This is a genomic window from Acidovorax sacchari (assembly GCF_042847045.1).
In the GTDB taxonomy this organism is placed as follows: domain Bacteria; phylum Pseudomonadota; class Gammaproteobacteria; order Burkholderiales; family Burkholderiaceae_C; genus Paracidovorax; species Paracidovorax sacchari.
Genome location: NZ_AP035783.1, coordinates 4,686,580 through 4,698,584 on the forward strand (window position 1 = coordinate 4,686,580; position 12,005 = coordinate 4,698,584).

The window sequence follows — 12,005 nt, forward strand, 5'->3', positions numbered from 1 at the left end:
ATGGGGGATGGGATGGGGATGGCCGATTATCCGCCCCGCCGCACCCGCCACCCCGCGGGCGCGCCGCGGCCCGCCAGCCGCCTGCGGGCGGTCACAGCAGGGGCACGGGCCGGGGAATGGCGTCGTAGTATTCCGCGATGCGCGCCAGCGCCCGCGGATTGAGCAGCCGCAGGCGGCCCCCGGAGATTTCGTGCATGCCCATCTCGGACAGGCGCCGCAGCGTCTTGTTGGTGTGCACCAGCGACAGCCCCAGCGCGTCCGCGATGTGCTGCTGGTTGATCGGGAAATCCACCGATGCGCCCTCCGCCAGGCCCAGGCGGTCCAGGCGGCGGTACAGATGCACCAGCAGCACCGCCACCCGCTCGATCGCGGAGCGCCGGCCGGCCGTGAGCAGGTTGTCGTCCACCATGCCCTCGCCCCGGGCCGCCAGCCACGTGACCCCGTAGGCCAGGCGCGCATGCTCGCGGAACATCGACCACAGGCCATCGGCATCGAACGCGCAGAAGGCGCAGTCCGTGACGGCCTCCACGCCATGCAGGGCGGCATCGGAAAACTCCTGCTGCAGCCCGACCAGGTCGCCCGGAAGCAGGAAATTCAGGATCTGCCGGCGCCCGTCCGACAAGGTCTTGTAGCGGAAGGCCCAGCCGCTGTAGAGCGTGTAGAGCCGGCCGCCGGACTGGTGCTCGCGGATCAGGGTGCCGCCTGCCTTCACCATCTCCACGCCGCAGCGGTAGGACTCGATGAAAGACAATTCTTCGCCCGTCGCCGGGGTGAACGCCTGGGTGCGCTGGCGCAGCCGGCAGGCGCCACAATGGCGCGGGACCTCCGGTAAAGGCCCAGCGGAAACGACATCGGTACTCATACGGCCAGCGCCTGCGGAGGAAATGGAAAGGGTGCGGAACACAACGCGGCGGCGATTCTAGGCAATCGGCGTGCCTGCAGGCTATGTCTTTTGACATTGCGGTCCGACGCCGTGTTCTCTAGAGTGGAAAGTCCATGACGCTTTTCCCTCCTCCGCTGACGGCACCGCTCCAGGAAGTGCTCTATGTCAGCACGCTTGCCCCCGGCCAACCCGTGGGCATCGTGGCCTCCATCGCAGCGCGGGCACGGCTCTCGAATGTGCGGGACGGCATCACCGGCCTGCTGGTTTTCGACGGCCAGCGCTTCTGCCAGCAACTGGAGGGACCGCCGGCCACCTTGTCTGTGCTGCTGGAGCGCATCCGCGCCGATGCGCGCCATACCGCGATGGAAGTGCTGCACCAGGCCCCGCTCATGCAGCGCCGTTTCCAGCGGTTCAGCCTCGCCTTCAGTACGCTGGAAGACGAAGATGCGCTGCCCCGCATGGAATCGCTGGCGGGCAGCGAGGCCATGGCCGCCTTCGAGGCGCTGGCCATCGACCTGGAACTGTGAGCGCCGACCGGCGCCCGGGCCCGGCACACTCGCCGGGCCTGCCTCCTCAGGCTGCGCTCAGGCGCAGGCCGGGGTGTTGGCGGACACCACGCCCTGGCCGGCCGCTTCGCTCTTCACCACGCGCGAGATGTTGAAGCGGTACTGCACCGCATCCTTGCCCAGGGGCTCGATGACGGCATGCTGGCCGGCTGCGATCCAGAGCGTCTGGCCGGCATGCAGGACGATGTCACCGGCGGCCGGATCGGACTCGCCCAGCAGGCCGTCGTCGATGGTCACCCATGCACGGCCCGATGCGATGCGCAGCGCCATCGGCACGCGCGGACGGAGGCTGTGGGCCTGGCCGGAAGCCAGTCGATAGACATCCAGGCCCGAAGAACGGTCACGGACGGCGGATTGTTGAAAATTCAGAACATGTGAAGCAGACATTGCTCTCTCCTGGTTAACCCTGATCTTGCCTAGATTTTTCCTCTGAACCGTTGGGGCCGTCCAATGAAAAGCGGCGCGGGTAACCATGCGTCTTTCGCATCAATGCGCAAACATGGCCGCTTCAATGCGTCCAGCGCATCAATGGGGACCCCGCAGCGCCATGGCCGGGGGCAGCCGTGCGCTGGCATGCCCGCCCGGCCGGCGGCCGATGGCCGCATTCCCCACCGCCCGGGCCAGCGCCAGCAAGGCGCGACCCAGGGCCGCCTGGGCACGGAACATGTCACCCAGGGCCCCGGCCACGGCGCTCCAGGCCGATGCCACCGGCACGCCCTGCAAGCCTTCCTCCGTCCACAGAAACGACACACTGCCCGTCCGGCCCGAGGCCAGCCAGGGTTCCAGCACGGCATGCTGCCCCGCGGCGATCCGGAGCGTGTCGCCCCCGCGCAGGAAGATGTCCTCTTCGCTGGCCGCGGGGCCCGATACCGTCAGCCAGATGCCGCCCTGGACGATTTCCAGCGTCCCGGCGCGCCGTGGCCGCAGCCCCATGGCCTGGCCGCGGGCCAGGCCCCACGTGCCCGCAGGCACGCACCATTGTTGCGAATCCGGAAAATTAGATACATCCATGGTCCGTTCTCCATTGCCTTCAAGCTGTTGCCTGACAAGGAGTTTCTTTTGCGGCAGCCACCCCGGTCCAATGAAAACGCGGCCATAATTTCATGCAGTCAGCTCATGAATCCAGCTGACGTTCCCCGCATTGCGAGCACCATGACCCTTCCCGCCCCTGTCGCACACCTGCGCACGCGGCCCGTGGCAGTCGGCCACTGGCGCGCCTTTCTCGCCGTGGCCCGCCACCTGAATTTCCGTGCGGCCGCCGAAGAGCTGTCCCTCACGCAATCGGCGGTAAGCCGCCAGATCCAGGCGCTGGAGGACGAGGTGGGCGTGCCGCTCTTCCTTCGGCACACGCGCGCGGTGGAACTCACGAGCGCAGGGGCGCAGCTGCAGCGCGCCGTCGCCCCCGCGCTGGAGCGGCTCGATGCCAGCGTGCGGCTCGTGCGCCAGACGGCCGGACGCAAGAGCGTGGCGATCACGACCTGGGCCAGCTTCGCTTCCATGTGGCTGATTCCGCGCATGGAGGAATTCCAGCGCGACAACCCCGACATCGACATCCGCATCGATGCGAGCGACTCGCCGGTGGACCTCGAAACTGCGGACGTCGATCTGGCGCTGCGCTACGCCGTGCCGGGTTCGCAGGTGCATGGCGCGCAGCGGCTGTTCGGGGAGCAGCTCGCCGTGGTGGCCAGCCCCTGGCTGCTCAAGAGCGGCCCGCCCATCCGCAAGCCCGCCGACGTCGCCCAGTTCACGCTGATCGAAGCCGGCGACGCCCACCGCACGGCGCACCTCGAATGGCTGACGTGGCGGCGCTGGTTCGAGCAGAACGGCCAGTCCAAGCTGCAGCCCAAGCGCTGGCTCTACTTCAACTATGCCCACCAGATCGTGCAGGCCGCGCTCACCGGCCAGGGCCTCGCGCTCGCGCGGATGCCGCTCATCGCGGACAGCCTCGCGTCCGGCGACCTCGTCGAGGTGCTGCCCGGCTACCGGCTCGATTCGCCGCTGGTGTACTGGCTGCTGGTGGGGCCGCGCAGCGGGCAGCGCCCCGAGATCAAGGCGTTCTGCTCATGGCTGCTGCGCGAGGCGCAGCTCACCCGCGAAGCCGTGGGCGAAGTACCCGATCCGGACCTGAACGACGACCTGGGCTGAATCGCCACCGTCCCCGGGCCGGGGCCAGCGGCGTCAACCCAGCGTCACGCGGGCGAACTTGCGCTTGCCTACCTGCACCACGTAGGTGCCGGCCTCCAGCTTCAGCCCGCGGTCGCTCACCACGCTGCCCTCCACGCGCACGCCGCCGCCGTCGATGAGGCGGTTGGCCTCGCTCGTGGACGGGGCCAGGTTCGCCTGCTTGAGCAGCGCTCCGATGCCCAGCGGCGCACCGCCCAGCGACACCTCGGGGATCTCGTCCGGCACGCCGCCCTTGCTGCGGTTGGCGAAATCGGCTTCGGCCGCATCGGCCGCGGCGGCGCTGTGGAAGCGCGTGGTGATTTCCCTGGCCAGCATGACCTTGGCGTCCTTGGGATTGCGCCCGCCCTCCACTTCCTGGCGCAGCGCGGCGATCTCCGCCAGCGACTTGAACGACAGCAGCGTGTACCAGTCCCACATCAGGTCGTCCGAGATGGACAGCACCTTGGCGAACATGGTGTTGGCGTCTTCGGTGATGCCGATGTAGTTGCCCTTGGACTTGGACATCTTGTCCACGCCGTCCAGGCCCACCAGCAGCGGCATCGTCAGGATGCACTGCGGCTCCTGGCCGTATTCCTGCTGCAGGTGGCGCCCCATCAGCAGGTTGAACTTCTGGTCGGTGCCACCCAGCTCCAGGTCACTCTTGAGCGCCACGGAGTCGTAGCCCTGCAGCAGCGGGTAGAGGAACTCGTGCAGGCTGATGGAACTGCCGTCCGTGAACCGCTGGTGGAAGTCGTTGCGCTCCATCATGCGGGCCACGGTGTACTTGGCCGCCAGCTGGATCATGCCGGCAGCGCCCAGGGGCTCGCACCACTCGCTGTTGTAGCGGATCTCGGTCTTCGCCGGGTCCAGCACCATGCTCGCCTGGCGGTAGTAGGTTTCCGCATTCACCTTGATCTGCTCGGGCGTGAGCGGCGGACGCGTGGAATTGCGCCCGGACGGGTCGCCGATCAGGGTCGTGAAATCGCCGATGAGGAAGATCACCTGGTGCCCCAGGTCCTGCAGCTGGCGCATCTTGTTGAGCACCACGGTGTGGCCGATGTGGATGTCCGGCGCCGTGGGGTCCAGGCCCAGCTTGATGCGCAACGGGACACCCGTCGCCTCCGAGCGCGCGAGCTTGCGCGTCCACTCCTCCCGGGGCAGCAGTTCGTCGGTCCCGCGCAACGACACCTCCAGCGCCCGTCCTACACCATCGGTGACCGGGAATGTTGTAACAGCGGATTGATTCATAAGGGTTTTACGGGGTTCGGCGGGTAGGTCGGTGGCTATACTTCCTGCCACCTTTGCAGCGGCGAATTCTAGTGCGCCCGCCGGCCACGCCTTCCGGCCCGGTGCCTGTCGCTGCAACCACGGACAGTCCTCGCATGCCGCCTTCCCGGGCCCGCATGCGCTTCACCCTGGGGTACAGACTCTTGAACAACGGCTTGACATCCGCCGGCCTTGCATTGCTGGATCGGCTCTCGCGCTTAGCCCAGACCCATCCCAAACGCATCACCGCCGCGGTCGCGGCCGTCCTGCTCACCGGCGGAGGTGGCGCCTTCGCCGTGGCGTCGTTCGCTCCCGATCCGGGCGACCTGCCCCGCACCACCGTGGAGTATCCGGTCGAGTCCCTCGCGGGCGACCGGCCGCTCTCCGCGCTGGTGGACATCCCCAGCTACTCCCTCTACCGCACCGACCAGACCCGCAGCAGCGACACGGCCGAAGCCATCCTGCAGCGCCTGGGCGTGGCCGACCCGGAAGCCGCAGCGTTCCTGCGCAGCGATGGCCAGGTGCGCCAGACCCTGCTGGGCCGCGGCGGCCGCTCGGTTTCCGCAGAAACCACCGAGGACCACCGGCTCGTGAAGCTCACGGCGCGCTGGGTGCAGGACGACAGCGGCAACTTCCGCCGCCTCGTGGTCGAGCGCCAGGGCAACACGTTCGCCTCGCGCATCGAGACGGCGCCCCTCACCGTGGGCAACCGCCTGGCCGGCGGCATCATCCGCAGTTCGCTGTTCGCAGCCACCGATGCCTCCAACATCCCGGACGGCGTCGCCATCCAGCTGGCGGAAGTCTTCTCCAGCAACATCGACTTCCACCGGGCGCTGCGCAAGGAAGACCGCTTCTCTGTGGTGTACGAGACGCTCGAGGCCGACGGTGAACCGCTGCGCAGCGGCCGCGTGCTCAGCGCCGAGTTCCACAACAACGGCAAGACCTACGATGCCGTCTGGTTCCAGGAACCAGGAGCCGCCAAGGGCGCCTACTACACCCTGGAAGGCGAAAGCATGCGCCGCGCCTACCTCACTTCCCCGGTGGAGTTCTCGCGCGTGACCAGCGGCTTCAAGATGCGCTTCCACCCCATCCTGCAGAAGTGGCGCGCCCACCTGGGCACCGACTTCGCCGCCCCCACCGGCACGGCCGTGCGCACCGTGGGCGACGGCACCGTGGAGTTCGCCGGCGTGCAGAACGGCTATGGCAACGTCATCTACGTACAGCACCGCAACCAGCACGTCACGGTCTACGCCCACCTGAGCCGCATCGACGTGCGCAAGGGCCAGTCGGTCGAACAGGGCCAGACGATCGGCGCCGTGGGTGCCACGGGATGGGCGACCGGCCCCCACCTGCATTTCGAATTCCGCGTCAACGGCCAGCACCAGGACCCGATGACCATCGCGCAGCAAAGCGAGGCCGCGCAGCCCGTGTCCGCCGCATCGCGTGCAGCCTTCAACCGCCTGGCGAGCAACATGCGCGTGCAGCTGGCGTCGGCCGCGCTGGTGCAGCAGGCCAGCGCGCAGTAAAGGGGTACATCCCCCTGAGCGGCTGCGCCGCTTCCCCCTTCTCTCGGCTTGCGCCGGAAGGGGGACGACGCCGACGGCCCGGCAAAGCCGGTTCCGTGGCGCCTGCTGGTCGCAGGCCGCGCCGGCGTGGAAGCCGCGTCAAGTTTTAGAAGACGCGGCATGTTTTCTGCTGTTTTCCCCTTCTATCCCGGCCAGCCCCATGACATCTCTCACGATGACTGAACGCTATATCGGACTCATGTCGGGCACTTCGCTCGACGGGGTGGATGGGGCGCTGGTCGCATTCGAGGAGGGAGCGCCGCTGCGGGTCGAGGGTTTTGCGTCGGCGCCGCTGCCCGATGCGCTCAAGGCCGAGCTGCTGGCGCTCAACGCCAGCGGTGCGGACGAGCTGCACCGCGCTGCGCTGGCGGCCAATGCGCTGACAGGCGTCTATGCCGAGGTGGTCCAGCGGCTGCTGCAGGCCGCACGACTCGGTCCGGCCGATGTGCAGGCCATCGGCGCGCATGGCCAGACCGTGCGGCACCGCCCTGGCCTCTTCGACGGCACCGGCTACACCCTGCAGCTCAACAGCCCGGCCCTGCTGGCAGAGCGCACCGGCATCGCCGTGGTAGCCGACTTCCGCAGCCGCGACGTGGCTGCGGGCGGCCAGGGCGCGCCGCTGGTGCCGGCCTTCCACCAGGCCGTGTTCGGCCGGCCGGACACCACCGTGTGCGTGCTGAACATCGGCGGCATCGCCAACCTCAGCGTCCTCGTCACGCAGGGCGGGGTCCTGGGTTTCGACTGCGGTCCGGGCAACGCGCTGATGGACCACTGGTGCGTTCTCCACACCGGCCAGCCCTACGATGCCGACGGCGCCTGGGCCGCACAGGGCAGCGTACAGCCCGCATTGCTGGAACGCCTGATGTCGGAACCCTACCTGCACCAGTCTCCGCCCAAGAGCACGGGACGCGACCTGTTCAACGCGGCCTGGCTGCAGGCCCATCTTCAGGAGCTGCCCGCCCTGCCTCCCCGGGATGTGCAGGCCACGCTCACCGAATTGACGGCCCGCACCTGCGCGGCAGCCATGGAAAGCCATGGCCGGGGCGGGCGGCAGCTCGCCGTGTGCGGCGGCGGCGCCCGCAACGGCCTGCTGATGCGCCGGCTGGCCGCATTGCTGCCCGGGGTCGAAGTGCAGACGACGGACGCATTCGGCCTGCCGCCACAGCAGGTCGAAGCCGCCGCGTTCGCCTGGCTGGCCCACCGCGCCCTGCACCGCCTGCCCGGCAACCTGCCCCAGGTGACGGGGGCCGCCGGCCCCCGCGTGCTCGGCGCCCTCTACCCCGCCTGAGGCCCGGCCCTGGCGCCTTCCGTCAACCCTGGCCCGACACCTCGGGCCCCTCGCGGGGCGGTGTGCGCGCCTCCCGCGGCAGCTGCCAGAACACGGCCGCCGAAACGATGGTGATGAAACCCACCGTCAGGAAAGTGGACTGGAAGGCGTGCAGCACCGCGCCGGGCACCTCGGCACCACCGTACGCCTGGCTCCACTCCGAGAGGACCGCGCCCGCCACCGCCACGCCCAGGCTCATCGCCAGCATCTGCACCATCGACAGCAGGCCGTTGCCGCTGCTGGCGCTGGCGCCGTCCAGGTCCTTGAGGGTGATGGTGTTCATCGCCGAGAACTGCAGCGAGTTGACGGCGCCGAAGGCCGCCAGCTGCAGCACCTGCCACGCCAGCGGCCAGCCGGGCTCGCGCAGCGCGAAGCTGGCCATCAGGATTCCCAGCAGCGCGGTGTTGGCGACCAGGATGTTCCGGTAGCCACACCGGCGGATCAGGGGCGTCGCCACCCGCTTGATGGCCATGCCCGCGAGGGCCGCGGGCAGCATCATCATGCCGGCATGCATGGGCGAGTATCCCAGCAGCAACTGCAGCGACACCGGAATCAGGAAAGGCATGGCCCCGCTGCCGAGCCGGCAGAACAGGTTGCCCAGCAGCCCGACCGACAGCGTCCGCACGCGGAACAGGTGCGGAGAATAGAGCGGCCGCTCGTGCCGCGCGGCGTGCAGCCAGTACACGACCAGCGCCACCAGGCCGCCCACGCCCAGCGCCGCCGCCCCGCCGCGTCCCACCACGCCCGCGGCTTCGATGGACAGCGAGATGGACACCATGCCGAAGGCCAGCAGCACATAGCCCGCCACGTCGAAGGGATCGGGCCGCTCTGCCCGCAGCACGGGCATGAATCGGGCTGCCGCCAGCAGGCCGATCAGGCCCACCGGCAGGTTGATGAGGAACACCCAGTGCCAGGATGCGCTCTGCACCAGCCAGCCGCCCAGCGTGGGCCCCAGCAGGGGCCCGATGAGCCCGGGAATGGCGACGAAGCTCATCGCCTCCAGGAATTCACCCCGCGGGAACGTGCGCAGCACCGCCAGGCGCCCCACGGGCAGCAGCAGTGCGCCGCCCAGCCCCTGCAGCACGCGCGACGCCACCAGTTCCCCCAGGTGGCGCGATGCCGCGCAGGCCAGCGAGCCGAGCGAGAAGACGGCGATGGCGAACAGGAACACCGTGCGGGTGCCAAACCGGTCCGCCAGCCAGCCCGAGGCCGGGATCAGCATGGCCATGGTCAGCGAATACGCGACGATCACCGACTGCATCCGCAACGGGCTCTCGCCGAGGCTCGCCGCCATCGCCGGCAGGGCCGTATTGACGATGGTCGCGTCCAGCGTCTGCATGAAAAAACCCACCGCCACGATCCACAGCAGGATGCGGCGGTCCGGGGAAGGGCCTGGCGGAAGGGATGATTCGGATACGGCGCTGTGGGACATGGGGGCAGGCGTCTGGCAGGAACAGGCAGGAACAAAAAAGCCGCCCTGGGGCGGCTTGCTGTCACCGGGATGGCGTCAGACCGAGAAGCTCGATCCGCATCCGCAGGTGGTGGTGGCGTTCGGGTTCTTGATGACGAACTGGGCGCCCTGCAGGTCTTCCTTGTAGTCGATCTCGGCGCCCACGAGGTACTGGTAGCTCATGGCATCGATCAGCAGCGAGACGCCATTCTTCGTCATGGTGGTGTCGTCCTCGTTCGTGATCTCGTCGAACGTGAAGCCGTACTGGAAACCCGAGCAGCCGCCGCCCTGCACGAAGACGCGCAGCTTCAGGTCGGGGTTGCCCTCCTCGGCGATCAGGTCGGCCACCTTGGCGGCTGCACTGTCGGTGAAGACGATGGGGGCGGGCATTTCGGTCTGGATGTTCTCGGCTACTGCGCTCATGGGGTGTCTCCGGCTGAGGGGAGGAATGGTCTCCGATGGTACTGCAATGGCATTTTCGCGACGTTCAGCCCGCTTTTGACGCCAATTTGAGTGTGGGCTTTTCCTCGATGAGCACCGTGGTCGGGCTCATCTGCCCGGAGATGGTGGCCCCCTGGTGCATTTCCAGCGCCTTGTAATGCACGTTGCCGGTGATGCGCGCCTTGGGCTGCAGTTCGAGCAGCTCGCCCGCATGCACCGGCCCGACCACCGTGCCGTTGATGATCACGTGGGCGGCATGCACGGCTCCTTCCACGCGGGCCGATTCCGACACCACCAGGATGGTGGCGTGCTCGCCATCCTGCGCGCGCACGTCGCCGGCCACCTCGCCGTCGATGCGCAGGCCTTCGGCGAACACGACCTCGCCGTTGATGCGGGTGCCATGCGCGATGAGGCTCTTGATGGGGGGCTGCTTCTTGCGGGAAAACATGGTGAAACCTCCTTGGCGGGACGGCCGCGCGCCGGCGTCACTGCATCGAGAACTGGTGGGCGGCCCGGACTGCACTGCCCTCCAGGACCCGCGCGGTCACGGTTTTTACCACGGCGCCGGACGGAATTTCCGACACCCCCTCCACGCGGCGGTAATGCTCGAACTGCAGCGCCTGGGAACCCCCGGGCAGCGGCTGCGTCCAGGGCTTGCCGTCCCGCACCCCCTCCACCAGCAGCTCCAGCCGCCCCTTGAAGGCGGGTGCATTGCGCACCGGCTGGATCACCAGCACCTGCCAGCGCAGCTGGCCCGCGCCCATGGTTTCGGCCTGCAGCCCCCGGATGCTCACGCCATCGGCCCTGCCTGCGGGAATGAGCTTCTCGAAGAAGCCGAGATCGTCGCGCAGCGTGCGGTTGTCGGCTTCCAGCTGCCGCATGCGCGCCATCACACGCTCCAGCGCAGCGCGCTCGGCAGTGAGCAGGGAACCCTCGGCGCTGGTGGCCTCGTCGCGCACACGGGTCTCCTCGCGCAACCGCGACACCTCCTCGCGCAACCGCACCAGTTCGTCCCTCGAGCGCGAATCCAGCCCGGCGATGCTCTTGCCGAACTCGAAGGCCCACAGGGCAATGGCCCCGCACAGGCCGAAGAACACGGCCAGCAGGATCCAGCGCAGGGGCCAGGGCATGGCGTTGCGGATCGCCACCCGCGGAGCGCTCACGGTCAGCCTGCGCCGCAGCAGCTTGAGTCGCATGCGTCAACCCTCCTTCAAAAAGCGTTCGCCCAATGCAAAAAACCGCCAATGATGGCGGTTTTTCGTGGCCGGAAGCGCTCCACAGGAGAACCTCGCGGCCGGGTGCAGCGCACCGAAGATCAGCGCTTCGAGAACTGCTTGGCGCGGCGTGCGGAGTGCAGGCCGACCTTCTTGCGCTCGACTTCACGGGCATCGCGGGTCACGAAGCCGGCCTGGCTCAGTGCGGACTTCAGCGTTGCATCGTAGTCGATCAGGGCGCGGGTGATGCCGTGGCGGGTGGCGCCGGCCTGGCCGGACTCACCGCCGCCGTGCACGTTGACCTGGATGTCGAAGGTCTCGACATGGTTGGTCAGCACGAGCGGCTGCTTGGCGATCATGATGGAGGTTTCGCGGCCGAAATACTGCTGAATGTCCTTGCCATTCACCGTGATCTTGCCGGAACCCTTCTTCAGAAACACGCGGGCGACGCTGGACTTGCGACGGCCGGTGCCATTGTTCCATTCACCAATCATGTCGGCTCCTTAGATTTCCAGCGCCTTGGGCTGCTGAGCGGTGTGCGGATGTTCCGCGCCGCCGTAGACCTTGAGCTTCTTGATCATGGCGTAGCCCAGGGGGCCCTTGGGCAGCATGCCCTTGACGGCCTTCTCGAGTGCACGGCCGGGGTGCTTGGCCTGCAGGTCGCGGAAGTTCGTCGCCGTGATGCCACCGGGATAGCCGGAGTGGCGGTAGTACACCTTGTCCAGGGACTTGGTGCCGGTGACCTTGAGCTTCGAGGCGTTGATGATGACGATGAAATCGCCGGTATCGACGTGAGGCGTGTAAATGGCCTTGTGTTTGCCGCGCAGACGGAGAGCAACTTCGCTGGCTACTCGTCCGAGGACCTTGTCGGTCGCGTCAATCACAAACCACTCGTGCACGACCTCAGCGGGCTTTGCGCTGAAAGTGGACATGAGTTTCTCTTGCATGTAAGAGGGTTTGGCGGTCCTTTTCCACGGTCGGTGCTTCTCTGGATGGAAGCCTCTTAGGTGGTATCTTGCGCTCCGCCGCGGGACCAGGAATTCGCTGCGAAGCCCGCCATTATACGAAATACCTGGGCAACGCCGCAAATCCCCCGAATCCGGTGCAGAAGTGCAGCCGGCCCCGGGCAC

The 12,005-nt window shown here is 67.9% G+C and carries 14 protein-coding genes; 4 read left to right on the forward strand and 10 right to left on the reverse strand.

All coding sequences use genetic code 11. The annotated features are described in order from the left end of the window. Positions 1 to 91: 91 nt before the first annotated feature. Positions 92 to 862 (reverse strand): Crp/Fnr family transcriptional regulator, encoded by a 771-nt coding sequence (locus ACGHC0_RS20675; RefSeq protein ID WP_368352721.1) that lies wholly within the window; start codon positions 860 to 862, stop codon positions 92 to 94. Positions 863 to 996: 134 nt separating this feature from the next. On the opposite strand from ACGHC0_RS20675, the gene ACGHC0_RS20680 reads away from it, so the two are divergent. Next, positions 997 to 1,410: a BLUF domain-containing protein gene (locus ACGHC0_RS20680; protein ID WP_368352722.1), complete on the forward strand. Its 414-nt coding sequence runs from the start codon at positions 997 to 999 to the stop codon at positions 1,408 to 1,410. Positions 1,411 to 1,467: 57 nt separating this feature from the next. On the opposite strand, the gene ACGHC0_RS20685 is transcribed toward ACGHC0_RS20680, so the two are convergent. Both ACGHC0_RS20685 and ACGHC0_RS20690 read right to left on the reverse strand, forming a co-directional pair. After that, positions 1,468 to 1,836 (reverse strand): DUF2917 domain-containing protein, encoded by a 369-nt coding sequence (locus ACGHC0_RS20685; RefSeq protein ID WP_415266625.1) that lies wholly within the window; start codon positions 1,834 to 1,836, stop codon positions 1,468 to 1,470. A 138-nt stretch (positions 1,837 to 1,974) separates the two neighbouring features. Then, entirely contained in the window at positions 1,975 to 2,460 is a 486-nt protein-coding gene (locus ACGHC0_RS20690; RefSeq protein ID WP_415266626.1) for a DUF2917 domain-containing protein, read from the reverse strand. A gap of 141 nt (positions 2,461 to 2,601) precedes the next feature. On the opposite strand from ACGHC0_RS20690, the gene ACGHC0_RS20695 reads away from it, so the two are divergent. After that, entirely contained in the window at positions 2,602 to 3,594 is a 993-nt protein-coding gene (locus ACGHC0_RS20695; protein ID WP_368352725.1) for a LysR substrate-binding domain-containing protein, read from the forward strand. Positions 3,595 to 3,627: 33 nt separating this feature from the next. Here the strand turns inward: ACGHC0_RS20695 and tyrS are convergent, their stop codons facing one another. Beyond that, positions 3,628 to 4,860 (reverse strand): tyrosine--tRNA ligase, encoded by a 1,233-nt coding sequence (gene tyrS, locus ACGHC0_RS20700; protein ID WP_368352726.1) that lies wholly within the window; start codon positions 4,858 to 4,860, stop codon positions 3,628 to 3,630. Positions 4,861 to 5,042: 182 nt separating this feature from the next. On the opposite strand from tyrS, the gene ACGHC0_RS20705 reads away from it, so the two are divergent. Both ACGHC0_RS20705 and ACGHC0_RS20710 read left to right on the forward strand, forming a co-directional pair. Beyond that, positions 5,043 to 6,404 carry a peptidoglycan DD-metalloendopeptidase family protein gene (locus ACGHC0_RS20705; protein WP_368355676.1) on the forward strand — a complete coding sequence of 454 codons (1,362 nt, stop codon included), beginning with the start codon at positions 5,043 to 5,045 and terminating at the stop codon, positions 6,402 to 6,404. A gap of 214 nt (positions 6,405 to 6,618) precedes the next feature. Then, positions 6,619 to 7,731: an anhydro-N-acetylmuramic acid kinase gene (locus ACGHC0_RS20710; RefSeq protein WP_415266627.1), complete on the forward strand. Its 1,113-nt coding sequence runs from the start codon at positions 6,619 to 6,621 to the stop codon at positions 7,729 to 7,731. A gap of 22 nt (positions 7,732 to 7,753) precedes the next feature. Here ACGHC0_RS20710 and mdtD read toward each other — a convergent pair whose 3' ends face one another. The 6 genes from mdtD to rplM form a co-directional block, all read right to left on the reverse strand. Beyond that, positions 7,754 to 9,202: a multidrug transporter subunit MdtD gene (gene mdtD, locus ACGHC0_RS20715; protein WP_415266628.1), complete on the reverse strand. Its 1,449-nt coding sequence runs from the start codon at positions 9,200 to 9,202 to the stop codon at positions 7,754 to 7,756. A 75-nt stretch (positions 9,203 to 9,277) separates the two neighbouring features. Then, positions 9,278 to 9,643: an iron-sulfur cluster insertion protein ErpA gene (erpA, locus tag ACGHC0_RS20720; RefSeq protein WP_011797076.1), complete on the reverse strand. Its 366-nt coding sequence runs from the start codon at positions 9,641 to 9,643 to the stop codon at positions 9,278 to 9,280. A gap of 64 nt (positions 9,644 to 9,707) precedes the next feature. Then, on the reverse strand, positions 9,708 to 10,109 hold the full coding sequence (locus ACGHC0_RS20725) for a bactofilin family protein (RefSeq protein ID WP_107133591.1): 402 nt from the start codon (positions 10,107 to 10,109) through the stop codon (positions 9,708 to 9,710). 37 nt (positions 10,110 to 10,146) lie between these two features. After that, entirely contained in the window at positions 10,147 to 10,857 is a 711-nt protein-coding gene (locus ACGHC0_RS20730) for a DUF6776 family protein (RefSeq protein WP_415266629.1), read from the reverse strand. A gap of 119 nt (positions 10,858 to 10,976) precedes the next feature. Then, positions 10,977 to 11,369, reverse strand: coding sequence for a 30S ribosomal protein S9 (gene rpsI / locus ACGHC0_RS20735; RefSeq protein ID WP_011797079.1), 393 nt, complete (start codon positions 11,367 to 11,369; stop codon positions 10,977 to 10,979). Positions 11,370 to 11,378: 9 nt separating this feature from the next. Beyond that, positions 11,379 to 11,807, reverse strand: a complete 429-nt coding sequence (gene rplM, locus ACGHC0_RS20740) for a 50S ribosomal protein L13 (RefSeq protein ID WP_011797080.1) — start codon at positions 11,805 to 11,807, stop codon at positions 11,379 to 11,381. Between the last annotated feature and the right edge of the window lie 198 nt (positions 11,808 to 12,005).